Annotated in this window: 25 protein-coding genes, 1 tRNA gene and 3 pseudogenes; 8 read left to right on the forward strand and 21 right to left on the reverse strand. The window is 59.0% G+C overall.

The window, feature by feature from the left end:
* Window positions 1-46 precede the first annotated feature (46 nt).
* Complete coding sequence (locus tag LAQ74_RS08800) at window positions 47-289, forward strand: hypothetical protein (protein ID WP_224332183.1); 243 nt, start codon at window positions 47-49, stop codon at window positions 287-289.
* 75 nt (window positions 290-364) lie between these two features.
* Here LAQ74_RS08800 and LAQ74_RS08805 read toward each other — a convergent pair whose 3' ends face one another.
* From LAQ74_RS08805 to LAQ74_RS08815, 3 genes are all read right to left on the reverse strand, one after another.
* Window positions 365-682, reverse strand: coding sequence for a hypothetical protein (locus LAQ74_RS08805; protein ID WP_224332184.1), 318 nt, complete (start codon window positions 680-682; stop codon window positions 365-367).
* 214 nt (window positions 683-896) lie between these two features.
* Window positions 897-2,111: a Tm-1-like ATP-binding domain-containing protein gene (locus LAQ74_RS08810; protein ID WP_224332185.1), complete on the reverse strand. Its 1,215-nt coding sequence runs from the start codon at window positions 2,109-2,111 to the stop codon at window positions 897-899.
* Window positions 2,112-2,216: 105 nt separating this feature from the next.
* Window positions 2,217-3,056: a phosphoenolpyruvate hydrolase family protein gene (locus LAQ74_RS08815; protein ID WP_224332186.1), complete on the reverse strand. Its 840-nt coding sequence runs from the start codon at window positions 3,054-3,056 to the stop codon at window positions 2,217-2,219.
* Window positions 3,057-3,199: 143 nt separating this feature from the next.
* On the opposite strand from LAQ74_RS08815, the gene LAQ74_RS08820 reads away from it, so the two are divergent.
* The 3 genes from LAQ74_RS08820 to LAQ74_RS08830 all read left to right on the forward strand — a co-directional run bounded on the left by LAQ74_RS08820 (window position 3,200) and on the right by LAQ74_RS08830 (window position 6,225).
* Window positions 3,200-4,213, forward strand: coding sequence for an alcohol dehydrogenase catalytic domain-containing protein (locus tag LAQ74_RS08820; RefSeq protein WP_224332187.1), 1,014 nt, complete (start codon window positions 3,200-3,202; stop codon window positions 4,211-4,213).
* 125 nt (window positions 4,214-4,338) lie between these two features.
* Complete coding sequence (locus tag LAQ74_RS08825; protein ID WP_224332188.1) at window positions 4,339-4,950, forward strand: hypothetical protein; 612 nt, start codon at window positions 4,339-4,341, stop codon at window positions 4,948-4,950.
* A gap of 177 nt (window positions 4,951-5,127) precedes the next feature.
* Entirely contained in the window at window positions 5,128-6,225 is a 1,098-nt protein-coding gene (locus LAQ74_RS08830) for a ferritin-like domain-containing protein (protein WP_224332189.1), read from the forward strand.
* Between the two features lie 43 nt (window positions 6,226-6,268).
* Here the strand turns inward: LAQ74_RS08830 and LAQ74_RS08835 are convergent, their stop codons facing one another.
* From LAQ74_RS08835 to LAQ74_RS08845, 3 genes are all read right to left on the reverse strand, one after another.
* Window positions 6,269-6,940, reverse strand: a complete 672-nt coding sequence (locus LAQ74_RS08835; RefSeq protein ID WP_224332190.1) for a CDGSH iron-sulfur domain-containing protein — start codon at window positions 6,938-6,940, stop codon at window positions 6,269-6,271.
* Window positions 6,941-7,054: 114 nt separating this feature from the next.
* Window positions 7,055-8,032, reverse strand: coding sequence for a hypothetical protein (locus tag LAQ74_RS08840; RefSeq protein WP_224332191.1), 978 nt, complete (start codon window positions 8,030-8,032; stop codon window positions 7,055-7,057).
* Between the two features lie 622 nt (window positions 8,033-8,654).
* Entirely contained in the window at window positions 8,655-9,083 is a 429-nt protein-coding gene (locus LAQ74_RS08845) for a DUF7539 family protein (RefSeq protein WP_317987390.1), read from the reverse strand.
* Window positions 9,084-9,433: 350 nt separating this feature from the next.
* On the opposite strand from LAQ74_RS08845, the gene LAQ74_RS08850 reads away from it, so the two are divergent.
* Together LAQ74_RS08850 and LAQ74_RS20595 are read left to right on the forward strand one after the other, a co-directional pair.
* On the forward strand, window positions 9,434-10,474 hold the full coding sequence (locus tag LAQ74_RS08850; RefSeq protein WP_224332193.1) for an AI-2E family transporter: 1,041 nt from the start codon (window positions 9,434-9,436) through the stop codon (window positions 10,472-10,474).
* A 233-nt stretch (window positions 10,475-10,707) separates the two neighbouring features.
* Complete coding sequence (locus tag LAQ74_RS20595; RefSeq protein WP_425498480.1) at window positions 10,708-11,043, forward strand: DUF7344 domain-containing protein; 336 nt, start codon at window positions 10,708-10,710, stop codon at window positions 11,041-11,043.
* Between the two features lie 33 nt (window positions 11,044-11,076).
* On the opposite strand, the gene LAQ74_RS20600 is transcribed toward LAQ74_RS20595, so the two are convergent.
* Window positions 11,077-11,322: a HalOD1 output domain-containing protein gene (locus LAQ74_RS20600; protein ID WP_224337203.1), complete on the reverse strand. Its 246-nt coding sequence runs from the start codon at window positions 11,320-11,322 to the stop codon at window positions 11,077-11,079.
* 167 nt (window positions 11,323-11,489) lie between these two features.
* On the reverse strand, window positions 11,490-12,287 hold the full coding sequence (locus LAQ74_RS08860) for a TrmB family transcriptional regulator (RefSeq protein WP_224332194.1): 798 nt from the start codon (window positions 12,285-12,287) through the stop codon (window positions 11,490-11,492).
* Between the two features lie 386 nt (window positions 12,288-12,673).
* Here LAQ74_RS08860 and LAQ74_RS08865 point away from each other — a divergent pair.
* Window positions 12,674-13,476: pseudogene (locus LAQ74_RS08865) on the forward strand (TrmB family transcriptional regulator).
* Window positions 13,477-13,527: 51 nt separating this feature from the next.
* Here LAQ74_RS08865 and LAQ74_RS08870 read toward each other — a convergent pair.
* The 4 genes from LAQ74_RS08870 to LAQ74_RS08885 form a co-directional block, all read right to left on the reverse strand.
* Window positions 13,528-13,806 carry a HalOD1 output domain-containing protein gene (locus tag LAQ74_RS08870; RefSeq protein WP_224332195.1) on the reverse strand — a complete coding sequence of 93 codons (279 nt, stop codon included), beginning with the start codon at window positions 13,804-13,806 and terminating at the stop codon, window positions 13,528-13,530.
* Window positions 13,807-14,051: 245 nt separating this feature from the next.
* On the reverse strand, window positions 14,052-14,453 hold the full coding sequence (locus tag LAQ74_RS08875; protein ID WP_224332196.1) for a hypothetical protein: 402 nt from the start codon (window positions 14,451-14,453) through the stop codon (window positions 14,052-14,054).
* Between the two features lie 298 nt (window positions 14,454-14,751).
* Window positions 14,752-15,708 (reverse strand): formate/nitrite transporter family protein, encoded by a 957-nt coding sequence (locus LAQ74_RS08880; RefSeq protein ID WP_224332197.1) that lies wholly within the window; start codon window positions 15,706-15,708, stop codon window positions 14,752-14,754.
* Between the two features lie 236 nt (window positions 15,709-15,944).
* Window positions 15,945-16,151, reverse strand: a complete 207-nt coding sequence (locus LAQ74_RS08885; RefSeq protein ID WP_004978121.1) for a cold-shock protein — start codon at window positions 16,149-16,151, stop codon at window positions 15,945-15,947.
* Between the two features lie 284 nt (window positions 16,152-16,435).
* Here LAQ74_RS08885 and LAQ74_RS08890 point away from each other — a divergent pair, with 284 nt between their 5' ends.
* Window positions 16,436-16,615 carry a hypothetical protein gene (locus tag LAQ74_RS08890; RefSeq protein WP_224332198.1) on the forward strand — a complete coding sequence of 60 codons (180 nt, stop codon included), beginning with the start codon at window positions 16,436-16,438 and terminating at the stop codon, window positions 16,613-16,615.
* 319 nt (window positions 16,616-16,934) lie between these two features.
* Here LAQ74_RS08890 and LAQ74_RS08895 read toward each other — a convergent pair whose 3' ends face one another.
* The 9 genes and pseudogenes from LAQ74_RS08895 to LAQ74_RS08930 all read right to left on the reverse strand — a co-directional run bounded on the left by LAQ74_RS08895 (window position 16,935) and on the right by LAQ74_RS08930 (window position 24,300).
* Window positions 16,935-18,266, reverse strand: coding sequence for a hemolysin family protein (locus LAQ74_RS08895; protein WP_224332199.1), 1,332 nt, complete (start codon window positions 18,264-18,266; stop codon window positions 16,935-16,937).
* 277 nt (window positions 18,267-18,543) lie between these two features.
* Window positions 18,544-18,705 (reverse strand): annotated as a pseudogene (locus LAQ74_RS20755) (hypothetical protein); the annotation flags it as partial.
* Window positions 18,706-19,101: 396 nt separating this feature from the next.
* Window positions 19,102-19,226 (reverse strand): annotated as a pseudogene (locus LAQ74_RS20605) (ISH3 family transposase); the annotation flags it as partial.
* A 63-nt stretch (window positions 19,227-19,289) separates the two neighbouring features.
* Window positions 19,290-20,306: a DUF7972 family membrane protein gene (locus LAQ74_RS08905; RefSeq protein WP_224332200.1), complete on the reverse strand. Its 1,017-nt coding sequence runs from the start codon at window positions 20,304-20,306 to the stop codon at window positions 19,290-19,292.
* A complete protein-coding gene (gene sp36, locus LAQ74_RS08910; protein ID WP_224332201.1) occupies window positions 20,303-20,509 on the reverse strand; it encodes a Sp36 family protein in 207 nt (68 codons plus the stop codon). The genes LAQ74_RS08905 and sp36 overlap by 4 nt, the downstream gene beginning before the upstream one ends.
* A 73-nt stretch (window positions 20,510-20,582) precedes the next feature.
* Window positions 20,583-21,302, reverse strand: a complete 720-nt coding sequence (locus tag LAQ74_RS08915; RefSeq protein WP_224332202.1) for a DUF2270 domain-containing protein — start codon at window positions 21,300-21,302, stop codon at window positions 20,583-20,585.
* A gap of 63 nt (window positions 21,303-21,365) precedes the next feature.
* The gene (locus LAQ74_RS08920) at window positions 21,366-22,475 is read right to left on the reverse strand and encodes a tyrosine-type recombinase/integrase (RefSeq protein ID WP_224332203.1); all 1,110 of its coding nucleotides are present in this window, start codon (window positions 22,473-22,475) and stop codon (window positions 21,366-21,368) included.
* A gap of 126 nt (window positions 22,476-22,601) precedes the next feature.
* Window positions 22,602-22,672: transfer RNA gene (locus LAQ74_RS08925), tRNA-Gly, on the reverse strand.
* A 107-nt stretch (window positions 22,673-22,779) separates the two neighbouring features.
* The gene (locus tag LAQ74_RS08930; protein WP_224332204.1) at window positions 22,780-24,300 is read right to left on the reverse strand and encodes an HTTM domain-containing protein; all 1,521 of its coding nucleotides are present in this window, start codon (window positions 24,298-24,300) and stop codon (window positions 22,780-22,782) included.
* Window positions 24,301-24,307: the final 7 nt, after the last annotated feature.

Below are 24,307 nucleotides of genomic sequence, written 5' to 3' on the forward strand. Positions count from 1 at the left end.
TACAAGCAGGATCTATCTCCCCGACTGTAACGATTTATCACGTGCGATGGTTCGAGAGTTCACCGAAGACGATCGGAGCAAAGACGTCGTGACCGCCGAGGGCGACCGGGTGGGAACGATACGCGAGGTAAACGGCGACCGCGCGACCGTCGACCGCGACGACGATTCGAGCCTCACGGACAAGGTGAAAGACCTGCTCGGGTGGGGCGACGACGACTCGAACGAACTGCGGACCGAACACGTCGACTCCTACGACGAGGGGCGCGTCCGACTCCGACGGTCGCCGTAGTCGGTGTCACGCTCGCCGGCGACCCGCTCGTCGCGCTCACCGGCTGACACACTTTTGTCGAACGTGGCAAAGCGCTCAATCGTTCTCGGAGGCGTCCGGTACCGGTTCGGGTTCGCCGAGAGCGCCGGGAGGCTCCGCGAACGCGAGCGACGCGTCTTGCACCCCGACGGCGTCCAGAATCCCCCGCAGCGTCCGACCGCGGTCGGGGCCCTGCGGTGCGTCGACGCAGGAGAGGTGGACGAGCGCGCGATAGACCTCGCCGCCGACCGCGTGTGAGACCGAGAACAGTCGCTGCTCGACGGCGAACTCGCCGAGTCGGAGTTCGACGACCGGGTCCTGTTCGGAGAAGTCGCCGCCGCAGACGTCGCACGTGGGTCGACCGTTGTTGTTCATGGCGGTTCGGCAGAGGTAGGTGCGCCAGCGCCGAGAAGGTGCGGAACGGTCCGCGAACCCGAGTTTGTGGGCCGCGGACGCGTCGAATCGTCACGGCATCGCAGCGTCGGACGTTGCGACGTCGAACCGTTGCAACGTTGGAGCGACCTTACGTCGGACCGTCGCAACGCCGGAGCAATCCGACGCTACGCCGCCGAAACGCCTCAGTCGTCGGTTACGACGAACTCTCGCTCACGAATTCGTCCATCTTCCGCGCGAGCGCCAGCGCGAACTCCTCGTCGTTGACCGCGGCGTCCATCTCGACGAGTTCGACATCCGAGTCGAGATGCTTCCGAACGGCGTCGAACAGCGCCTCGTCGGCCGCTGGATCGTAAAACGGTTCGCCCTCGACGTCGAGCATCGACACGCCTTCGAGCGGCAGGTACACCGCGACTGGCCCCGACGCGTCGTTCACCTTCTCCGCCAGTATCTCGCCGAGTTCGGCGGTCTCCTCGGGCGTCGTCCGCATCAGCGTCACCTGCGGGTTGTGCTGATAGAAGTTCCGACCCTCGAACCGCTCGGGCACCGACTCGGGCGGTCCGAAGTTCACCATGTCGAGCGCTCCGACGGAGACGACGTGCGGGATTCCGACCTCGCCGGGTGCGTCGAGTCGCTCCGGTCCGGCGGTGAGCACGCCGCCGACGAGTTCGTCGGCCCACTCGGTCGTCGTCACGTCGAGCACGCCGTCGACGACGCCCTCTCGGACGAGACTCTCCATCGCTCGGCCGCCCGAACCGGTCGCGTGGAAGACGATGGTCTCGTAACCGGTGTCTTCGAGATACGCTCGGGCGGTCTGAACGCAGGGCGTCGTGACGCCGAACATCGTGAGCGCGATGGTGGGTTTCTCTTCCACGTCGACGTCGGCGTCGCTTCCGACCATCCCGGCCGTCGCCAGCGCCGCGTTCGCGATGACGCGCCGCGAGAGCCGGTTCAGTCCCTCGATGTCGGCGACCGAGTACATCATCGTGACGTCCTTGAAGCCGACGTACGGTTCGACGTCGCCCGAGGCCATCGTCGACACCATCAGCTTCGGGACGCCGACGGGGAGCGCCCGCATCGCCGTCGTCGCGACGGAGGTGTTGCCGGACCCGCCGAGTCCGAGGATCCCCTCCAAGGTGCCTTCCTCGTGCAGTCGCTCGGCGATAGCGGCGGCACCGCGACCCATGGCGTCCATCGCCTCGCCGCGGTCGCCGGCGTCTCGGAGCGACTGGCGGTCGCTCCCGCTGGCCTCGGCGACGGCTTCGGCGTCGGTGTCCGGCGTAATCTCCGGGTCGCCCATCACGCCCACGTCGACGATGTGGGTGTCGAGCCCCTGTGCTTCGATAACGTCGCGGGCGAACGCGATCTCCTCGCCTTTCGTGTCGAGCGTCCCGACGATAACGACGCTCATGGTTTCGCCCCCCTCGACACGTTCGTCTCCCTCGTTTCGGCGGCCGATTCGAATCGTCGACTCGACGGGGTCTCGCCGTTCGTGAGCAGTCCGTTTCGAGTCATGCTATAGTTCGATCCCCTTGAACTCGCGTGCCTGGTTCTCGATGGCCTCCTCGGTCGGGAGGCGTTCGATGCTGGACGCGCCGAAGAAGCCGACGACGCCCTCGGTGTTGTCGAGGACGTGCGCCGCGTCGTCGGGCCACGCTATCGGGCCGCCGTGGCAGATGACGAGCACGTCGTCTCTGACCGCTTTCGCCGCGTCGTGAATCGCCTGCACGCGCTCGGCGGCGGTGTCGAGGTCCAGCGACGTCTCCGCGCCGATGTCGCCACTCGTCGTCAGTCCCATGTGCGCGACCACGACGTCGGCACCGGCCTCGGCCATCTCCCGCGCTTGATCGGTGTCGAAGACGTACGGACAGGTGAGCATCTCCTGCTCGCTGGCCTCGCGAATCATCTCGACTTCTTTGTCGTACCCCATCCCGGTCTCCTCCAGATTCTGTCGGAACTGGCTGTCCTCGTCGATGAGGCCGACTGTGGGGAAGTTCTGGACGCCCGAGAAGCCGCGACGTTTCAGGTCGGCGACGAACACGTCCATCTGTCGGAACGGGTCCGTCCCGTTGACGCCGGCGAGCACCGGCGTCTCCTCGACGACCGGGAGTACCTCGTGACCCATCTCGACGACGATCTCGTTGGCGTCGCCGTACGACAGCAGTCCGGCCAGCGACCCGCGGCCGCCCATCCGGTAGCGACCGGAGTTGTAGATGATGAGCAGGTCGACGCCGCCGCGCTCGGCGAACTTCGCCGAGATACCCGTCCCGGCACCCGCACCGATTATCGCCTCTCCCTCGTCGACGGTCGCGCGGAGTTCGTCGAGCGCTTCGTCGCGTGTGAATCGGTTTGACATACCACGAGGGAGTATCACAAGGTGCGGTAAGTAATGATGGGGACGTGACAGCAGCGGCGAACGTGGTCGAGCCACTCACGTCGGGCAACTGCCATCACGTCTCCGCGGTACGTCTATGCGCACGGCGGACGAACGGCCGGTCGATGCGCACCGCAGCATTCACCGAACTCGTCGGCCCCGACGGCGTCAGTATCGTCGACGAACCGACGCCCGAACCGAGTCGAGGCGAAGCGGTCGTCGACGTCGACGCCTGCGCTATCAACCGCCACGACCTGTGGATACTCGACGGCGACTCCGCGATGGTCGACACCGGCGATCTGCCGTTCGTCAGCGGTCTCGACGTCGCGGGCGTCGTGAGCACCGTCGGTGACGACGTGACAGCGATCGAACCCGGCGACCGGGTCGTGCTCTGTCCGAACGAGACCTGCGGAGTCTGTTGGTTCTGCCGCGAAGGCCCCGAAAATCTCTGCGAGGAGTTCTCGCTGTATCACGGCGGTCTCGCTGAATCCGCACTCGTCGCGGCCGACCGCCTCGTTCCGCTCCCCGATTCGGTCGATGCGACGACGGCGGCGGCGCTCCCCACGGCGTACATGACCGCCTTCCACATGCTCCGTCGCGCGGACGTCGGCCCCGGAGATCTGGTGTTCGTTCCGGGTGCGACCGGCGGCGTCGGCGTCGCGGGGGTCCAACTCGCCGACGTACTCGGCGCACGGACGGTCGGCACTTCGTCCTCGGCGGCGAAGCTCGAACAGGTGTCGGAGTTGGGCCTCGACCACGCTATCGAGGGAACCGACGTCGACGAGATTCGCGCGGCGGTTCGAGAGGTCGGGGGGCCCGACGCGGTACTCAACCACCTCGGCGGTCCGTACACCGAACTCGGGGTGGACCTCCTGCGTCGCGGTGGACGGATGGTCGTCTGCGGACGGACCGCGGGTAGTCGCTCCGAGATCGATATTCCCGATTTATTCCTCGGGCACAAGCGTGTCATCGGCAGCACGATGGGGACGCAACTTGACCTCGAACGGCTGGTCGATCTCGTCGCAGACGGCTCGCTCACACCGGAAATACACGAGACGTACCCGCTCGAAGAGACGGGCGTGGCGTTCGCCGCGATGCAGCAGCGCGACCACGTCGGCAAAATCGTCGTGACGAACTGAGCGTCGCGGAAGGGGCACCCTCGGGAGCGCGTCGGCCACCGGTCGCCGGAGTCGACAACGCCTCGAAACTTCGGTGATCGTACCAGAACGGCCTTCTCCGCGCCGCCGAATCGTTTCGACGTACCATGTCTCGTGAGGAGCCATCGGACGCGGACGCGGGCGCGTTGGGACGTTTCGACCGCCGTCGGTTCCTGAGGGGGACCGCCGGAATCGCGGCGGCAGCGGCTGCCGTTCCCGTACTGAGCGGCGTCGCCGCGGCGCATTTCCCGGTCGAACTGGAGATAGACGTCCAGCCCGAAAACGAGGACAACTTCGTGGACGTAGACGAGCACGAGCGCGTCTCGGTCGCCGTCTACCCCTCGGAGTTCCTGAACGGAGACGGAGAGCGCGAGACGTTCGACCCGACCGAGCGAGAGGTGGCCTATCGCTTCGGCTCCCGGAGCGCGCTCGACGACGGTGCCGGCGCGCGCCCGGTCGACGACGGCGAGGTGACGTCGACGACGACCGGACACGGCGAGGAGTCGGAGACGACCGACGCTCTCGTGCTCTCCTTCCCGGTCGAGGAGACGGGACTGGACGGCGGCGACGACACCGCCTGGCTCTACTGGGAACGCGACGACTCCGGCGAGCACGGCTACGCCGGCGTCGATACGGTGTCGGTGTACGGCGGGGAGCCGTCGGCGGATGATCTCGTCGCGCTGCTCCAGCGGCTGTTGAGAGGGAACGTTCGGGGCTGAGCGAATCGACGGCGGTGCTACTCGTCGGCGTCGCGGCGAATCGTACGTGGGGTTCCGAATTTCCGGCATCTATTTCGAGATGCACACCCGAGAGGTGCCGTTCGCCGACGACGAAGAGGTGGTTGCTGTCCCCTCCACGTCACTTATCGACGTAGCCGCTGAACTCCCGTGAGACGCATGACGATCGATACCTCAAAATCACTCCGCGAGCACCTGCAGTGGGCGATTCGAGTCGAACTCTCGACCATCCCCGCGTACCTCTACGCGATGTACTCGATCGACGACGACGCCTCGGTACCGTATCGGCTCATTCGGAGCGTCGTCGTCGAGGAGATGCTCCACGCGGCGCTCGTAGCGAACGTGCTCGCTGCCGTCGGCGGCGAGCCCCAGTTCTACGACGAGGCCGTCGTTCCGTCGTATCCGATGGCGCTGCCGCACCACCGACCCGAGATCGTCCTCGACCTGGAACGGGCTTCCCCAGAAGTGATCGACCGGGTGTTCGCGACCATCGAACGGCCCCGGGAGGTCGGCGGACTCCCGGAGGACGACGACTACGAGACGATAGAGCAGTTCTACATGGCCGTCGAGGAGGCCGTCGACCGCCTCGACGCCGAGGCGGGACTGTTCGAGGCGGACCGAATCGACCGCCAGATGGCGGAGCCGGAGTACTACGCCCCCGTGGAGTACGATTCCGAGGAGAGCGGCGGGCTCCACCCCGTCACCGATTGGGAGACGGCCGCCCGCGCCATCGAGACCATCGTCCACCAGGGCGAGGGGTACCGCGAGGCCGAGTACGCGGACCCCGACCATCACGAACAGACACACTACTACAAATTCAAACAGATCGCCGACGGGACGCATTCGCTCGGCGGGACGCGCCCCGTGCCGACCAACCCGCTGTCCGCCGAGTATCCGGCACGGCTCCGTCCGGCCGCGGACCTGTTCAACGCCTGCTACTCGTACCTCTACGTCCTGCTGGACGGACTGTACTCGCCCGTCGACGCCGAGACGAAAGACGACATCGTCCTCGAACTGTACGGCGTGATGATGGCGGCGATGCGACCGCTGGCTCGGTGGCTGACCGAACAGCCCCTCGGCGATGTGGACGGCACCGGCGACACCGACGGACACGCCGCGCCGACGTTCGAGTTCTATCGCTTCGACGGCGACCCGACCGAGGAGCTACACCGACTCGCGGACGAGGTCACCGACCGGAATCCGGAACTCGCCCACGTCCACGGCGCGCTGGTGCAGCTCCGGGGCGTCGACCGGTGAGCGGGCACGGCACCTCGACCCGCTTCACCGCTCGCCAGAACGTTCACTCACCCTCGGTCGAGAAGCCGACGCGGGCGTGTGTGCCGTCGCAGAAGGGCTTCGCTCCGGAGTGCCCGCATCTGCAGAGCCACGCGTCCGTCCCGCGGAACACCGACGCGTCGTCTTCGCCGTGCATCTCGAACAGCCCCGTGACGTGGAGCGGCCCGTCGGGCGTCGGCACGACGGTGAGTGGGCCGCCGCGGTCCGTCGTGCCGGGTCCCACGTCGTCGGCGTGTTCGTCCCCGACGGTCCCCAACGCCTCGAACTCGATTTCGAGGTGGGAGTTGTCGCAGAGGGGTTTGTTCTCGGAGGCTCCGCACCGACACAGCGCCATCCGCGTGTCGGCGAGCAGTTCACCGCCGCCCGGCGTCTCGATGACGCCGTCGCCGCGGACGTAGTGGGGGCCGTCCGACGTGACGGTGACGGTGTTCTCGTCGGGGACGGCTTCCTCGGGGCCGTCGTCCGTTCGTTCGTAGTGGAGCGCGCCGGTGGGACATCGTTCTATCACCTCGGCGATGTCGTCGGCGTCCGCGTTGTTCGGGTCGATCCAGGGTCGTCGGTCCGGGTCGAACACCGCCGGCAGGCCGCGGACGCACTCTCTCGCGTGGATACACCGCCGCACGTCGTAGCTCACCTCGATTCCCTCGCCGGTGTAGTTGTGAATCTCTTCTTTCATCGTTCTCCGCTAGAACGGTCGGGGGACTGTTTAAGATTCTTGACTCGGTTTGAGAATAAGCCGTTGATGGTTCAGTACGCGTCGTTGTTAGCTCTATGATCAAATCGACAGGTGTTATTCGAGTTCGGTCGTATGAGTCGGCTGCTGCTGAAGTCCAGATAGAGACACGTACCGATGTCCTTGCACGAAGGCAACCGTGCGATTCGTGTCTGATGCCGTCTTGTCGTTCTGAATGGTCTGAGGGAGTTCGAGGCTCTCGGAAAGAAATATCACCTTTTGTTCCTCTCCGTGTCGCCACGACCCATCTCGACTCATCTGAGCGACTGCAGCACTCACCTCGTCACGTTGTTGTGCGGTCAGGTCGTCGTGTGCCTTGACGCCCGCCTCGGTCAGTTCGACGCTGTCGACCATGCCGGTGATTCTCGGCACCGCCGTCTTGATTTCTCCATCTGTGTAAAACGCGAGGTGACTCACCGGCTTGAACGACCGTCCGACTTGGCAGAAGTAGAGCCCGTATTTCTCGTACTCAGGCCACGCACGACGAGCCGCAACGACGAGTACGCGATCCTCTTTGCCGCTCGTGAGCCCCTCGTCGTAGATGAATCGTACCAGTTCGCGCAGGAGGAACGCCTCGCGTTCGGTAGGGACGGTCATCATTTCATCGGTCGTGCCAATATCGCGGTCGAGAACGGCCTCGACTGCATCGACGATGTCGTCGAAGTTCGCCCACACGATGCGCCCATCTCGGGGAAGCTCCCCCGTGGGTGCTTCTGCATCTGGAGTTAGTACGACGAGGCGTTCAGTATCGCCAAGAGCCGAGAGGTGGCGTTCGAGTTGGTCGCGGTCGACTGCATCTCGTGCCGTCTTGGTCTCGAACCACACCGCGTTCGATGAGCGAATAACTGCGTCTGGTACTGAGTCGACGCCGCTCACTTGGTTCTCGAACGTGATGAGCTGGAAGTCAGACTCGTCGAGGACGGTTTCGAGGATCTCTTCGAGAAGTGCGCTGTTGATGTGCTCGAAGACGGCCAACAAGGTGGATGTGACGCGGTTCTCCCCTTGGGTGTAGGTGGAAAAGAGTGGGTTCGTCATGGCTATCTCACCCTGTTGAGCGCGTCGCGGCGATCTTCGACGGGCGTCGGGTCGTATCTCATAGTAGTCTCCGGGCTCTTGTGACGCAACTGAGCCTATCGAATGCAAAATATCGTTCTCGTGTTATGTAGATGGCGACTAACTAACGTATCGTCTCCCAACTCGTAGCCTGGTCTACACACTCAGCAGTACCCGTTTGTGCTCGTTGTATCCGAGAAAATGCGCCGGCCGGGACCGAGCAAACCAAAGGTTTGCGAGGGTCGGCCGGCGTACGACCGAAGGGAGTGCGCCGGCCGGGATTCGAACCCGGGCCATGAGCTTGGAAGGTACAATTAAATGATAAGTCTGAAAACAGACCTATTCACGAACCTGCCAGGCCAATAAGCCCACCACTCGCAGACACACTTCGGAGACCGTCGCTCCGCCCCTCATTCATTGTAGCTGGCACATCCCTGAGTCACATGTGATAACATCAACCACCTACTTATATACCTGCGACTTGAGCCTCGGGCTTAGAATCACACAACCCAATGTGATTTCCGCCGCACTGTCGACGGTGAGATTCGCTCGCTGAATTAAGACATAGACGAACGATCACCCGAAAGAGTATCTGGCCAGGACATTAACTCTGCGTTCGACGAACGAAATCGTCGAGTTTTGCTTCGATGAGTGTCGCGACGCGCTCGCTGTATTTCCAGAGTGCTGCGTTAAGTCGCTCTTCGGTCTCGTCGTCGAGACCGTCTCGCCCACGGAGGACGGAGTCCTTAGTGATCTGTGGATGATAGACACAGACGACGCCAAGTGAGGTATCCGAGCTTGAGGTCCCCGCCGTGTGGATTCCGTACTGATCGGTCCCCCAGACACCATCGCCGCCCTGTCGCTCCAGTTCCGAGTCGAGCGCATCGAGGAGTTGCACCTCTTCAGGGGAGAGGAGAGGATCGTCGCCTTCAAACAGTTCAGTGTACGCCTCTCTCCGGGCACTCTTCGTCCACTGGTCCAACTGGGAACGCGCCCGTAGTACGAGCTGTCGTTCGTCTGGAAACTCGGCCATGCTTCTAGGATGGCGGCCAGATGAATCAACGTTCGGCCAACGTTGGCGACCGGTGGGCGTGGTGACGTCGATTGGGAACCGTTCGGTCGCAAAGAGAACGAAGGCGAAGACGACGAGCATCTCGGCCGTCACCGACGTTGAGGCCAGACCCTGAACTGCCAAAGAATTTAGTAATCTCCTCTGCTGGTCCGACCTGCCAACAAACAAGTTTAGACGGGCGTACAACTCACCCCCGTTGGAAGCCACGCAAGCTTTGTCCTAACCGCCTACGGCGGGGTGAGGACGAGGTGGTTGACAGATGGTCCGATTCTGTACACACAAATAAAGAATGAAGGGACCTTTATGTCAATATGACTGAACAGGGAGACCGTCAGCATTGGTTTTCGGACCATGTTGTACTGTCGATCTTGGCGGTAGTGAGCGGCGTTCTCGGCCTACTTTTCGTTTTCACACAGCTTCAGTATATCTTGCTCGCGATCGTCCTCGCATACGTTCTCGCACCCGCACAACGGAAGCTCGAGCGCCACACGAGCTCAGCTCCGGCTGCCCTCATCCTCATTTCGCTTTCGGTATTTGTACTCTTCATCCCGGTCGCGTATCTCCTCACAGTTGCAATTCAGCAGGGACTGGGGCTGCTAACCGCCCTGCAAGAAGGAGGACTCAGTCTGGACACCGTTCAGGATCGAATCGAAACCATTGGCTATGTAATCGATCTCGATCTATTGTATGCGACATATCAAGAGCCAATCGCGACCGGGTTGCAGCGTCTCGCAACCGGCGCGGTAACCGTCATCGGCGGTCTCCCTGGTATGCTGATCGGACTCACCGTGACGGTCTTCGTACTCTTTGCGTTATTGCGAGACGGTGAACAGTTCGTCACATGGCTGCAGTCGATTGTCCCCCTCTCTGATCACGTAGAGCGAGAACTCATTAGAGAACCTGACGCCCTCATGTGGGCGTCTGTCATCGGGAACGTCGCCGTCGCGGGGGTCCAAGCGGTACTACTCGGCATCGGATTGGCGCTCGTTGGCATGCCCGGGGTTGTGTTCTTGACCGTGGCAACGTTTGTCCTCACGTTGCTCCCCCTCGTTGGGGCATTCGGTGTCTGGCTTCCGGTTTCGGGCTACCTGCTCGCAATCGGTCGCCCCACTGCAGCGGTACTGCTTTTCGTCTACGGGTCGGTGGTCAGCGCCTCGGACATCTACCTTCGCCCGGCGATCATCAACCGGAGCGGAGCGATCAACGTCGCGACCATCGTCGTGGGTATCTTCGGGGGAATCGTTCTGTTTGGGGCGATTGGCCTGTTCGTCGGCCCCGTCATACTCGGCGGCTCGAAGGTCGTCCTTGACCTGTTTGCCCAGGAGCGAGCGGACTCAACCGTTGGCCGATAGACGATCGCTTCCGCCGATAGAGAGAACGAGACACATTGTCATAGACAGTAGGATAGTGGAACTACATAGAGCTGTTCTGGTCCGTGAGAACCCGACAATTCTCGGAGTACAGGATTGGACGCACTGACACATCCGTTGAATGCATCCGGATGACAGGGTAACTCAGATAATCAAAAACCAGATGATTGTGAAAATGTTTGCTTTTTATGAGGATAGTCGTAGGTACGTGTACTATGCTGGTGGAAACTCTTGACAACTGTCTACAGCTTATCGCTGATCGATGCCAACGACGGGTCATCCAACAATTACGGCACGAGACCACTAGTAAAATGACAATCGACGACCTTGTAGACCGAATATACAGTGGCGAACTGAAGCTCGACGGCAACCGAGGTATGGACCGGGAACAACTTGCTATCCATTTATACCACACCTCATTGCCGAAGTTAGAAGATCACGGCGTCGTCAAACACGATCGCAGAAGCGGGACCGTCCGGTATCAGTCCAACGATCAGGTTGAGGCAGTTTTGGACTCACTGCCCGATGAAATGGCGGTGTCCAGCCTTTGAATACTGAGTAGCTTCCACTCGATTGACCCGCTATTACTCCCCGTCCGATCGTGGCTCAACTGGCCCAACGACAACCCTTCCATCGTTTTCAACAATTACGTCGTGGCCAGCAAACACGAACGAAACGGTGATATCTCCGTCAATCGAGGGGATTTCACTCGAACCAAGGAGCGCATCTAAGGCATCTGGATCAACCGTCTTGTATAGCGGTTCGAGTGACGTGGGCTCACGGTCGGACGCGATTGCAACCGTCTCGATAACCGCAGCGCTGGGAGGAATTGCCGACTAGTCGTGTTCTGCCCGAATCTCACCGTCCGAATAAGGAACCGGTTCGCGATCATCTGTTCGATCTGACCCAGTCATGGGTGATATCGATAGTCTGTTGATGGGACTGATAGACCGCGTGAATTCATGTATACTGTTGCTACCAAATTTATCTCTCTCCATTAGTCCGGGCCGTTCGCGCCGAGTCGCCAAGTGAAAATCGCCTTCAGAACTACGACCAGACTGTTCGTTTCACCCTCGCCCCAGATGGCGGTTTCCGACCGCGGATCGGACGGACTCGCGTCCGCGCCGTTGACGAGCGCACTCACGAGCGTTTTTTGCCCGTCGACCATCATGAGCCGTCCCGCTGACGTGTCCGACCAGACCCACAGCGACTCAAACATTATCGCGCCGGGAATGCTGTCCTGAATGTGCTCTTGAACCTCCGATGAAACCCCTGCAAGCTTGATCGAGACACCCCGGTCTGCAGCCTCGCTCAATCCGTCGATTAAATCGTCCGTGAGGAGGTCCTCGACGGTCATGTATACGATCTCTTCTTCCGCGCTCGCGAAGAACTCCAGGACTCGTTCCGTGACTGCAGTCTGTCCATCTACCGTCCAGACGCCGCGTTGTTCGGCTTGGCGTTCGATGGGTTCGAGTTCACTCAGCGCCTTCTGGAGGATTTTCGTGCGGTACTCTAGCTCATGTTCGAATGTCCGACTCGCGGTTTCGGCGGAGATCGCCCAGAATCGCTTGGGTGACGATTGGAGGATATCGACGAGTCCCCGGTCGTGTAACTCGTCGATTGCATCGTATACTCGAGTGCGTGGCACCTCCGACACTTGGCTGACGTCTCTGGCCGTCCCCGTACCGAGGCTAGCAAGCGCGACAAATGTCCGTGCGGCGTAGGCACTCAACCCGAACCGTTCGAGTTGCTCGATTGCGACGGACTGGGGGTCCTCTATTGGATCGTGGCTCATCGTTTTGGCGGCATTGGATCAGTACCGGCCACATGAAGTGGCCGGAGCGGCACGCAGCAGTAGCGTGGTTGGGACACAGTACCAGATTGCGCGCCAGTAAAGTGGTTGGCCACCACTCGGTAAATCTCTTTTGTGATTAAACGGGTGACTTCTTTACTCACTCGTATATCTGCATCTCTATACGTCTATACGCCCATACCTCTGTTGTTACTATAATCATCACAAACTCTCCGGAAAATTCGTCTGTTCCACGAGATTAGGCCGTCATATGGGTCGCACCGCGTCCTTCCGGTGGTTGCCGTCATGAATTGAGTGACAATACCTATCCGTGTCGGAGGCGAATTATCTAGAGAATCACTAGGGAATACCTCGTGAGGTTGGGACACATGAATACTAATGATAGTTTGGAGGAAGCGATCGAAGTCCTCCAGCAACTCGGCTTGAAAGAATAGAGGCACGATGCTTCGTCGGCTTGTCCCGTCTCAATGCGGGAACAGCAAAGCTGTTGAGTGAGATGACGGAGGTTCCCCGAACGCGGGTATACGATGCGATTCGAGTGCTGGAGGCGCAAGGCCTGGTCGAGATCCAGCACTCGAGCCCGCAGCAGTTCCGGGCGGTTCCGCTCGAAGAGGCGACTGAAACGCTCCGAGACCAGTACGAAGACCGCGTTGAGCGACTCCACGATGCTCTGGATACGGTCGAAGTTGTCGATGGAGACGACGAGACTCCCGTCCAGCAGGTGTGGACGATGTCCGGGCGCGACGCGATTGAAAATCGGACGGACCAACTTATCGAGAAAGCGTCCATGGAGGTCGTACTAGTACTAGGCGATGAGTCATTGCTGACCGAAGATCTCGTTGCCAGCCTCAACGACGTCGGTAACGGGGTCGATCTTCTCATCGGAGCATTGACGAAGTCTCTTCAGGACCAAATCCAAATGGCCGTGCCGGACGCCACGACGTTCATCTCTGGCTTAGAGTGGCTACACGGCGAGAACACTACTGAAGACGAAACGGCAATCGGCCGGCTTCTCCTGACCGACCGATCGACGATTCTCGTGAGTTCAATCATGCCCGGCACTAAGGAGGAACAAGCGATCTTCGGCGAAGGATTCGGGAATGGTCTCGTCGTAATCGCCCGACGACTCATGGCCCAGGGGTTGTTGACCGTTCGTGACCCTGGGCAGTGAGCTCCGAGGGTGGTCATCGGCCATCCGTCAACGGGAAAAGCTGTCGGTGGGTTATGGGTCACGTTCATCGCAGAAACGGTCTTCGAGCAACTGAAGAGTGAGATACTCGCCATTGTCAATCGTGATGTAACAATCGTTGTAAACGAATGAGAGGCGTCCGCCCGTCCGAGGTGTTCCGTCGTACCGCGGGTCGAACAACGTATCTAACACAGCCGGATCAACGACATCCGCCAGCGGTCGAAGGAAACATGGTTCACGACCTTCGATTGCGCTCACCGCGCGTACAACGGCCGTGCTGACCAATTCGTCTCCCCCAATCTCATACTCCATACTACTCAGTGGTGCTGGACGATGAAAACGCGTGAGTTTTTCACTCGTTTTATCAAAACAGACTTCAGAGAGTGGTGGGGACTGGACGTGCGCAATCTATATTTCTGGTTGGCTTGAGTTCTAAGCTGCACTCGGGACAGCAATTGGCTGTTGCTCGACCGCGGTACTACAGCTTTCACATATCGTTAGACTACTCGATTCGACGCGCTCACCAATCAAGTCGAATTGACGAAATACTGGGATCTCTACTCGAGAGTATTCAACTGCGATTCCTCGATTAGACCGAGTCCACTGAGATCTGCGTATAGGATGTCCCCCTCACGGATGACGCATCGTTTGGCCAGCACCGGTAACTGACATTTCGTGTACCCCGCGGTCTGGATGTCGAGTTCCTCACCGAGTTTGAGAGAGTTGGCCAGCTTTCGGAGGAACGCGTGAGTGATGAGACCACCTTCGTAGTCAGGAAGCCCATCCTCACGGGTTTCGTAGATCTCGAAGGCGTCGTATTCCCAGATGATGACTTCGCCTTCTTCGTCTATCTCCCAATGTAGGGTCCCGGAGCAATGTGCTTCGCAGAGCTGGCGGACTGCCTCTGTATCCGTTACGATCGCGCCGATCGAGGTCGTCGCTGCTTGGAGCGTGGCCATTGTTTGTACCCGAGGGCGTTTTCCTCCCCCGCACCCCTTTGGGAGGATAACAGAACCGACAGCGAGGCTCTGTTGAAATCCTCAGTTGCTGATAGTTCGTTGAGGCTGTGCTGAATACAGGGCGCATATCGGTCAGCAGTCTTCCGCTGAAAAGCAGTACTTGTAGATCGGGCAATTCAGGGTGTATGATTAGCGAGTAGCTTTCAACTCATGGTCATCCCAACTTCGATTGACTGAGGTCCGTTCCATCTGAGGGATCACCATCTTCTATAAAATTCAACCAAAGAGAACGTAACCGTCAGTACTCAGTATTGGTGGTAGTATCGTCTGTTTCCTCCGACGGTAGTGGATCTGTCCCTCCGCGCCAACTGAACAGGAGCTCACGGATGGTGAGCTCACGGATACCAGGGTACCGGGATTGTTCGGTTTGAGCATAGTTCACTAGTGTGAGCAAAAATACGCCGCCGATAGTATTGCCGAGCAATATCGGCAACCAGTACTGAGAAAAGACGATGAAAACACCGGCGTCAGTGGTTAGCAGAAAGTAGAAAGCTTCAGACGCAGCAGTTATCACGTGATAGAGGTCGGCAGCGGCGATCAGGTAGAAGGAGATATAGATGATGAACAACCGCGAGATCGTATCTCGTGCGGCGTGATCGAGCCATACAACCCCGGCGACTAACCACCCGGCAAACAACGCCCGGTTGAAGATCGACCACCATTCGTGATCAAGTCCGCTACTGACAAATGTGGTCCCAGTTTGGATTGCCTCTGGCGAAAGTACCCCACCGTACACCAGCAGGTACGCACCGAGTCCCGCTCCGACGACGTTGCCGATCAGTACAACCCCCCAGACGCGCAAGAGCAGCGGAATACTGGCGAGACGAGCGAGCGCGAGCGCGACGGGAGGTAACGTGTTCTCGGTGTACAGCTGATAGTGACCGAGGATAATATAGATGAATCCGACCGGATACAGGATCGAACTCAAGAACCGATTATCGGGGAACATCTCCATACCGACGATATGCCCAAGGAAGGTGAGGACGATGGCGAATCCGGCAGCCAAGCCGCTAAAAAACAGTTGCTGTTTAGGGGCTCCGATTTCTTGGGCGGCACTCGCCAGAATCCGTTCGAAGATTTCATTCGCCGAGAAGCGATCCCGAACTGCCCACCCCGCGGCCGGGGCCCCGGACGCGGCTCGGTCGGGCGACTCACGGAATTCGTCACCTGATCCATCGTCATTTCCGTCACTCACTTCCGATACCCTCCAGTCGCGGAGACGTTGTCTCTATCACAACTGACAGACGTTGAATGTTTCCTCTCATAGTGCACTCCTTCAATTTGGAACGAGGTCGGCTATATTCTGTTTTTAGACATCAAAATGTGGATTCGTTTATGACAGAAGAGACTTACCGCGCCGGTTCCGACGTGTAACTGTCTGAATAATCGAGGTCGTTGTTCGTCGCTGCGGACAACGGGTATGTCTCGGTATTACTGCCGGACGACGTTCGCTGCGCGAGGCCCCTTCGGTGAAGACTCGATGTCAAACTCGACCTCAGTACCTTCCGTGAGGTCCTCGCCGCCAACGTCTTCCATATGGAAGAAGACGTCTTCGTCGTCGTCGAGATCGCCATCGTCAGTCGAAATGAAACCGTAGCCGCCTGTGTCGTTGAAGAAATCAACCTTACCGTGTGCCATTGCAACCAAACAGAGGATCGAGCGAGGGTTAACCCTTCCGAGGGTCGAGGTACCACGACTCCTCATACTACATTCGCAGGCTCATTATCTCGGCTGGTTCGTCGTAACAGGATGTGAAATCAAAATTGGTGTATCACTCAATACACAGGCTTGTCCTCTTGGCCGATTCATGGTAGCTGGACTTGGAAGCAAAGCTTGGAGATCGCTCAGTACAGCACACACACATAAACAGCGCAATTATTGAGGTAGTAATATAAATCCGATTTATAACAGAGAGAAGGTCGATGGCAGAGAGTCCAGAAGAGGAATCTAAAAACGAGCATAAGCAGATACTAATCGAATGTACTGAATGTCCATTCTCCAAAGTTGTCGATGGCGATAGCGATAAAATGTCTGTCGAGGTGCTGATCGAACACGGCGAAGAAACAGGCCATAGGGTCATACCTAAAACAATCGAGGAGTAAGCACGCTAGTTCTGACAGCTTATCCAGGCGTACAATCCTGAAATAAACGAGTGCTATGTGATGGATACACCCTCTATATCTCGTACGCTGCTTCTGACAAGAGCTGGGTAGGTTTCAGCGGTCGTGCTGACTGCAGTGCGGTATTTTACAGTACCTTCTATCTAATTCTACCGCAGGTCTGGTTCCACCGCTAGAATCCCAGAGGCCTCATTTGTTGACCCGATTGACGAACGACTACCAATCAGGCCAGTAGAGAACGAGCCACACTAGATGACGGCAAGAAGCCGAACAGGCCAAACGATCAAGTCCGTACTCCCACTCAATCCACCGCTGGATCATCGGGATCTTTTTCATGGACCCATACCGTCGAAATTCGGGTCCCCTCGACACTCGTTACCTCGACCACGTGACCGTCGATCTCGACGCGGTCGCCAGGTTCTGGCGCGCGGTTGAGTTGCCCGAGCACCAGTCCACCGATCGTTTCGACCTCCTCGCTTTCGAAGTCCCCTGCCAGAGTATCGTTAACCTTCGACAAGTGGACTCCTCCGTCAATGTCGTACCCCCCATCGTCGCGCCGACGTATCGAGGGTTCGCGCTCGTCGAGATCAAATCCGTCTCGAAGATCTCCGACGAGTGCCTCAACGATGTCTTCAACCGTTGCAATCCCCTCGAACGCTCCCCACTCGTCGATGACTGCGGCCATCTGCTGGCGATCCTCTCGGAACTGTATCAGGAGATCGCTAATTGCCATTGTCTCCGGGACGATGAGAATCTCGCGGGCGATGTCACCGACTATCTCGGCATCCCCATCGTCCACCTCTGCGCGCAGCACCTCCTTGACATCCACGAATCCGACCACTTGGTCGCCGTCGTTGGCATCAAGAACCGGATAGCGCGTGTGACCGGCCTCGAAGACGGTCGAATGAAGCTCGGATAGCGTGACATCTGCAGGAACGCTCACCACGTCCGGGCGTGGGACCATGACCTCTCGCACTACGGTGTCGTCAAGATCGAAGACGCGCTCGATCATCGTCACTTCTGCCACATCGATGTTCCCTCCCTCGCCGGATTGCGTTAGTACCCGAAGGAGCTCCCGCTCGCCGAGTGTTTCATCCGTTTCGGAAGCGGGCGGCACACCGAGCGACCGCGTAAACGCGTTGGCTGCCCCGTTGAAGACGACAATTCCCGGATAGAGTATGTAATAGAAGAGCTTCATCGGCGGGGCGAGGAACAGCGAGAGCCGCTCGGTCTTGGCGATTGCGAGCGTCTTCGGCGCGAGCTCACCGAAAACGACGTGGAGAAACGTGATGATACTAAAACCGATTGCGAACGCAACGAGATGGATGAGATTCGCCGGGAGAACCGATTCCAGGACGGGTTCGATGAGCGCCGCGACTGCGGGTTCGCCGACCCATCCCAACCCGAGGGACGCGATGGTGATACCGAGCTGCGTTGTGGCGAGGTAGTTGTCGAGATTCGTCATCACTTCTTGGAGCGTCCCCGAGCCGGGCCGCCCTTCCTCAACGAGCTGGTCAACTGATGTCCCCCGAATCCGAACGAAGGCGAACTCTGCAGCGACAAAAAAGCCATTGAGCACCACGAGAAACAGCGCTAAGACGATTTGTGCCGCTGAAAGCGCGATGTTTACCATCGGTGCCTCCGGAAAGTACTGCCGTTCGATTGGAGTGTGTCCATAGCTATGCATCTCGTTCCAGTGACTAAAACCATCTAAAGGATTCGCGGGTGATCGACTACTGTCAGTAGTGAACTGGTCCTGTGGATTTAGAGGCCAGAGACTCTCCTCCTCATTCCGCCGACTGCCTGCGAACACGGGGCCTCGACATTCAGTAGGCAAATCAGCATCGGGTCCTGCTGAAGACAAGCTCTCTATCTCGCACTTGTGGCGCGTCATTCTGTCCGTCGAGAGGTCACTGATGAGAAACTGGGCGCGTGAACAACAGTAGTTTCGTGCCGCCACCGTCGTAGCTGATCGTCTCTGCGAGTTCCCAACCCTCTGCACCGAGGCGGTTGAGTTCGTCTGTTGGATCGACTGTCTCTCGCTTGGTCGATCCCTTTGGCGGATCAAGCGTCTTGTATTCCCATTGCTAGTGCATTTGGGTACCCACGAGCTGTTATCTGCTCTCAGATGACTCTGCTGACAGGCTGTTTTCCGTCGTGTACTGATCGAGAACGGAGCGGTGTGCTCGTACATCGTCGTCTATCACAATCATAAGTCCCAGGTAGCCCCGAGTACGAATCTCGGACGATCTGGAAATCCGTTTTCAGTACCTCACGAAGCGTCCACGTCCAACCGTGTTCGAGGTTCGAGTTCTGCGTCGGATCGGCTGCACCACCACGGTTGACGGGGTAACCATGAGGAGATCGATGGAGCCTTGTCGCTGTCGACGGCGGTCAGCCGGCGACGCGACAGCGTTGCTACTCCCGAAGAGGCGTACCTGGTCGCTGACTACCGAAAGAACCGGCGTCGGGTGGTTGGTCGCGGGGACGGCCCGACGCACAACCAGGGCCGTCCGCGCAGCCCGTGTTACTATGTCCATGGAGTCCTCGACCACCACCAGAGGCGACTCCCGCCTCGGCGCGGCGTCGCAAGCCGTAGGCACACCATTCAGCAAGCAGACGCCTCCAGACAAGCGCCAAGCGGAGCTGTAACGCTTTAGCGTTGTGATTCGCGGAGGATCAGCGGCTCGATGGCAAGTGTCCGTTTCGCTATAGTGACGATGCGAAGGACGTACGAGACGAACAGCATGAATGGAACGAGCGTCACCGCAAACGCACCGCCCACGACGAGGATGATGTGATCGAGACCGAGTGTGCTTCCCGGGAACGTCCCCGCATCGACGATTCCGACCATGATACCCGCAACGGCCAATGCCGGGACTGCAGCATAGAGAATCATCTGAGACAAGTCGATGAGTGCCCACTGGAAGTACAACGTCTTGATGTGTTCGCGCGCCGGACCAAACAGAGACAGCGCTGTTTTGAGATCGTCAAGCAAGCCGCGTTCTTCCTCATCGAGACTCTCTTCGTATTCGTTCGTAAGACGTTCAACTTGGAAGATTTTCCAACTATAGTTGAAATTTAGTGCAGCGAATAACACATCGAACGAGCCGAACTGCGCATCCTCAAGTTGGTCACGGACCTTGTCAGCGTTCCCAGTGACGCTTTCAGCGAATTCATCGACCTCTTCTCGGAGGTTCTCGTCATCATTCTTGTCAATAGACTCTCGAAGAGCTGTAGTCCGTTGTGCCGTAATTCCGATGATCTGCCGGAGGAATTCGGATGGATCGGCAGGACTCGGAGATCCGATTAATTCTTCAGTATAATCCCGGAAATCCATCGAACTGGCCATACGCTCGCGTTGATCGCCGAGCGGGCCGTTCTCCTGGGAGAGGACGAGCTGACCGATCGTGACGACGAGTGTCGTTCCAGTCACGATGACCGTGATCATCGTCGAGAACATCGTGTCGATCATGTCGCCGGACTCGATTTGCCGTGAAAACGGTGGATCGAGGACAGCGACGGCGATGATGAATGCGACGAACACGACACTGGTCAGGATGCTGGAGACGAGAAGGCGGTTCGCGCGTAGCAGCAACCAGATTTTAATCCGACTCTCGCCCGAGCGCTCACGCATCGTGTTGGCCGTACTGATGTCGGTCTCGTCAGTCATACTGGCTCACTCGATTGGGCAGGTCGCTTGAAAACGAGGTACTTGGTGCCGCCTCCCTCGTAGTCGATCGTCTCCACAAACTCCCAGCCCTCTGCACCGAGTTGATTCAACTCTGCTTTCGGATCCTCTGCTTCTTTTTGGGACTCATCACGTGGTGGGCGAAGCGTCTCGTACTCCCAGCGGGTCGCCTCTGATTCGGACATCACTACTAGTAGGTACTGCAGCCCTCTATATCCCGTTCCACTACCGAGATGGTACATTATACGGAGAACGTATTTATCGGTCCGTCTCTTTCCAGTCGCCCGGGTCCCCTTCACGGAATTCACCCTTGGCATGGCGCTCGCGGGGCCAGAAGGTGACGCCCAGCAGTACGACGTAGAATACACCCACAACGGCAACCACAGCAATTCCAGGTATACGGGCGATTCCAGCGGTTGTCAGCCAGTCTTGGCGCGGCGCGAACGCTGTAATCCTGAAGACCCACGCGACCAAGAGGACACTGAGCAGAGCGAGGTACACACGCCGGAGCCGGTTTGCGAGTGCTTCGTATACCGAGACTTTCAGCGTCGGCCTGCGATAGTCCCTGCTTAGTTCCGCTCGCCAATCATGACTTTCAGTGCCTTGGGACGGATCGAGGGCGTTTGCGAACAGGTTCTCTTGGATGACTCGAGCACGAGAGCGAAAGACATCGTAGTCCCGGTACCGCCGTGCTTCGATGCCCAGAAATATGGTGACGACAACAATCCCGATTAGCAAGATATAGTGTGGGTTATCAGCACTCGAAAACGCCCACGTCAAGATTGCTGCCATAAGCGTCACCGCCCACGTCGTCGTCTGGTCGAGGCGCTGTCGCCACGTCCCTACTCGGTCTATCTCTCCGCGATAGGCGTGGGCCATCACCGACCCGAGTCCCGTACTATCGTCAACCATTTCGCGGCCTATCTCCCGTTGGTCTGGTGCTGCTGGGTCGAACTCGTCGCTACTCGAATCGGTCATAGAGGAGAGACCTCTCCTCGCTGCATAAGCAATTATGATGACGGCGTGAACTGAAACGAATGCTTAGCCCATTCGTTCGAGTGCGTCCCTCCTGTCTTCGACCGGGGCTTGATCGTATTTGACCGTCGTTCTAGTTGTTTTGTGTCGAAGCTGCGTTGCAGCTGCTTTCAAATCCTCTTCACGCGTCATATACGTCCCCACAGAATGGCGAATCGAATACCACGTCAAATCGCGGGTTTCATACTCAATCCCTGCCTCATCACAGAGGTTCGCTAGCAAGGGATTCAACGACTGGCTGCTGTACGGATTACCATACCGCGTCAACCACAAAGCATCGGTATCCGCATACTTCCCACGCAATTCTCGTTCCTCGAGCCATCGCTCAAGCGCCATCACAGTCCGACTCTGCAGGCTGGTTTCCCAATTTTCCGTGTTCTTCGCGGAGTCTTCTTTCGGAATTCGAAGAACCTGATTTGTCGTATCAACCCAAGACACGCGAGCACGTCCAACTTCGATTGGACGCAATCCTGCATCCAACGCGGACCAGATGATTGAGGGGATTTTCCAACTGTTCGCATCCTGCCAGTCAGCGGCAGTAACATCACGAATTGGCTTTCCGAATCGTTGGGCTAGATACGCGTTCCAGTCCCTTCGGTCCTTCTGGTTCACCGAATAGTAATTCGGTACAGAACCGAATTCTAACGCTGCTTCACGGATACGGCTGCGCTCATCCTTCCGCAGGTAATCACGGGGTTGATGTGTGGAGTTACTACTGAATCGGTATGGTGGTTCCCACGTTCGCTCACTGTTAGTGCGGTCGGCTTGCCAATTGAAAAACGAGAGTAAGGCTTTGACGCAGGATGCTTTGTAGGTCTCAGAATAGTCTGTGTCTTTCAGGAGTTCGACCCAGGCATCTGCGTGAGCGGTAGTGATGTTTTCCGTGTAGTGTCCTTCTGCGTCCCAGACGAGCCGATAGAATTTGTCGAGACGGTATGCTCGTGACTGTACGGTGCTGGGAGCGTATCCTTCTCCGCGTTTCGGGTCTTTTCCACGGGTGAGCATCCACTCGATAAGTTGACGTCGATGTTCGGTATAGGACGTGAGCTGTCGTTTGTCGAGTTGAGCCTCAGACTTACCTGTGGTAAGTGGGATTCCTTCGTGTTTTTCGGGCATGGTGATCGGTCTCGCTGTTGTTCAGGGTTATTGACCACGGTCCAAACCCGAGTGTTTGGGCTTCGTCACAATAACCAGGGACCCCGGAAATACCAGAAGGACGTATGAGGCGGTTAGAGGCTTGTATGCGCCGGCCGGGATTTGAACCCGGGCCATGAGCTTGGAAGGCTCAGGTCCTACCACTAGACCACCGGCGCGCAGTTACCCAGTTCTGGACGAGAGAATAAGGGTGTTACTCTTCGCAGTCGTCGTGGGGAGAACGTCGACACTTGACGAGTCCGTCTCCGACGCCGAGAAAGCCCGCTCACCTACCGCTCGAACAGTTGTACCGCAACAGCTCGACGTGCTCTGTCGACTCCGGCCCATCGAACCGGGTCGGCTCTTCGACGTAGGAGACGGTGACGTTCCGCAACTCGCCCTCGCGCTCTTCGGACCACCGCTCGCAGAGATACCCCGCGAACTCGCGCTGAATCGTCTCGTCGCCGGACCACTTGGCGTCGACCAGATATTTCCGCCAGCGCGAACTCGGGTACCTCTCCATCGTGTCGGGCGGTTCGTCGCCGACGGGTGACGACAGGTAGTAGGCGTCGACTCGTTCTCCCGACCGGAGTTCGCCGGGCGCGACGTACCACCCGTCCGTCGTCGGCGGATGTGGCGCGAACATGTTCCACGTGTGGTCCGCGGGGTCGAGCGACGGTTCGCCCTCGCCGGGCATCGAGACGAACCCGACAGCCATGGCGTTCCAGACGAGAATCAGCGCCAGCAACGCGCCGACGACGGCGGGCGAGACGCGGCTCGTCCAGCGACGGAGCGCGGTGAGACGTCGCGAGGCGGACGGGCACGGTGTGTCCCCGGGTTTGAACCGTGCGACTCGGGCAGACGCTCCGAGCCGCGTCGCCACCGATTCGATCGGTCCCGAGAGTCGAGCGGCCAGCCACTCCCACACCGACGGCGGGAGGAACACGAGCAGCGCTGTAATCGAGACGAGTGGGAACAGCCCGATGCGCATCGTGAGGAGCATCCCGAGATGCATCCCTGCGAAAAGCGAGGCGAGCGCCGTCCGGAGACGCCCCGTCAGCAAGAGCAACAGCGGTGAAACGACGACCATCCCCAGCCAGAGCAGGTCGAACGTGTGAAGCAGCGCGGGGTACTGCGAGAGCGTGTCGCCGAGCAAGATCGTGAACTGCTGGAGGCTCAGGATGTACCGAACCGCCTCGCCGTCGAGCCAGAGGTCGCCTCTGAGTTTGAACACCGCGTTGACCGCGTAGACGAGGACGGCCTGAATCAGAAGCGCCGCGGAGGCGAGACCCGCGACTCGCTCCCTCGGAGCGCCGGGGCGGCGACGCGCGTCGAGCGACCAGCGTTCGCTCAGCGGGAGGAAGAGGCTCCAGAAGAGCAGTCGCCGGAGCATCGAATCGCCGCCGTTCAGCACGTCCGGGTTCCGCCCGTGCAACGACACGAGGAGAACGACAGAGAGCAGCGCCGCGGTTCGCGTCCGATAGCCGAGAAGCAGCGAGAGCGCGCAGAGACCGGCGAGGTGAAACAGCAGCACCTGAAACCACGCGTCGCCCGAGAGGGTGTGAAACGAGAGCTGCGAGAGCGTCGGATACCGGTCGTACAGGAGCGTCCGCGGGAACACACCGGAATCGGTGTAGAAGGCTTCGAGGTGTCGCGCGCGGAGGAGCAAGTCGGTGACCAACAGCAGGCCGAGCGAGATCCGAAACGTCGCTAGCGCTCGGGTGTCGACACCGAAACGGGCCGCGAGGGCGGTGGAGAGACGAGCGCGAAGGCTCGTCGCGGATGGAGGACTACCCGTCTCGCTCATCAGGTCG

Origin of the sequence: Haloprofundus halobius (assembly GCF_020097835.1) — an archaeon.
GTDB classification, from domain to species: Archaea; Halobacteriota; Halobacteria; order Halobacteriales; family Haloferacaceae; genus Haloprofundus; species Haloprofundus halobius.

Bases quoted from the DNA above. Each gene is read 5' to 3' on its own strand.
- LAQ74_RS08815 (WP_224332186.1), bottom strand. From the start codon at position 3,056: ATGTCAAACCGATTCACACGCGACGAAGCGCTCGACGAACTCCGCGCG.
- LAQ74_RS08890 (WP_224332198.1), top strand. From the start codon at position 16,436: ATGGCAGAGAGTCCAGAAGAGGAATCTAAAAACGAGCATAAGCAGATA.
- LAQ74_RS08850 (WP_224332193.1), top strand. From the start codon at position 9,434: ATGACTGAACAGGGAGACCGTCAGCATTGGTTTTCGGACCATGTTGTA.
- LAQ74_RS08820 (WP_224332187.1), top strand. From the start codon at position 3,200: ATGCGCACCGCAGCATTCACCGAACTCGTCGGCCCCGACGGCGTCAGT.
- LAQ74_RS08915 (WP_224332202.1), bottom strand. From the start codon at position 21,302: ATGACCGATTCGAGTAGCGACGAGTTCGACCCAGCAGCACCAGACCAA.
- LAQ74_RS08810 (WP_224332185.1), bottom strand. From the start codon at position 2,111: ATGAGCGTCGTTATCGTCGGGACGCTCGACACGAAAGGCGAGGAGATC.
- LAQ74_RS08805 (WP_224332184.1), bottom strand. From the start codon at position 682: ATGAACAACAACGGTCGACCCACGTGCGACGTCTGCGGCGGCGACTTC.
- LAQ74_RS08830 (WP_224332189.1), top strand. From the start codon at position 5,128: ATGACGATCGATACCTCAAAATCACTCCGCGAGCACCTGCAGTGGGCG.
- LAQ74_RS20595 (WP_425498480.1), top strand. From the start codon at position 10,708: ATGCTGGTGGAAACTCTTGACAACTGTCTACAGCTTATCGCTGATCGA.
- LAQ74_RS08920 (WP_224332203.1), bottom strand. From the start codon at position 22,475: ATGCCCGAAAAACACGAAGGAATCCCACTTACCACAGGTAAGTCTGAG.
- LAQ74_RS08885 (WP_004978121.1), bottom strand. From the start codon at position 16,151: ATGGCACACGGTAAGGTTGATTTCTTCAACGACACAGGCGGCTACGGT.
- LAQ74_RS08825 (WP_224332188.1), top strand. From the start codon at position 4,339: ATGTCTCGTGAGGAGCCATCGGACGCGGACGCGGGCGCGTTGGGACGT.
- LAQ74_RS08870 (WP_224332195.1), bottom strand. From the start codon at position 13,806: ATGGAGTATGAGATTGGGGGAGACGAATTGGTCAGCACGGCCGTTGTA.
- LAQ74_RS08905 (WP_224332200.1), bottom strand. From the start codon at position 20,306: ATGACTGACGAGACCGACATCAGTACGGCCAACACGATGCGTGAGCGC.
- LAQ74_RS08930 (WP_224332204.1), bottom strand. From the start codon at position 24,300: ATGAGCGAGACGGGTAGTCCTCCATCCGCGACGAGCCTTCGCGCTCGT.
- LAQ74_RS08800 (WP_224332183.1), top strand. From the start codon at position 47: ATGGTTCGAGAGTTCACCGAAGACGATCGGAGCAAAGACGTCGTGACC.
- sp36 (WP_224332201.1), bottom strand. From the start codon at position 20,509: ATGTCCGAATCAGAGGCGACCCGCTGGGAGTACGAGACGCTTCGCCCA.
- LAQ74_RS08840 (WP_224332191.1), bottom strand. From the start codon at position 8,032: ATGACGAACCCACTCTTTTCCACCTACACCCAAGGGGAGAACCGCGTC.
- LAQ74_RS08875 (WP_224332196.1), bottom strand. From the start codon at position 14,453: ATGGCCACGCTCCAAGCAGCGACGACCTCGATCGGCGCGATCGTAACG.
- LAQ74_RS08860 (WP_224332194.1), bottom strand. From the start codon at position 12,287: ATGAGCCACGATCCAATAGAGGACCCCCAGTCCGTCGCAATCGAGCAA.
- LAQ74_RS08895 (WP_224332199.1), bottom strand. From the start codon at position 18,266: ATGGTAAACATCGCGCTTTCAGCGGCACAAATCGTCTTAGCGCTGTTT.
- LAQ74_RS08845 (WP_317987390.1), bottom strand. From the start codon at position 9,083: ATGGCCGAGTTTCCAGACGAACGACAGCTCGTACTACGGGCGCGTTCC.
- LAQ74_RS08835 (WP_224332190.1), bottom strand. From the start codon at position 6,940: ATGAAAGAAGAGATTCACAACTACACCGGCGAGGGAATCGAGGTGAGC.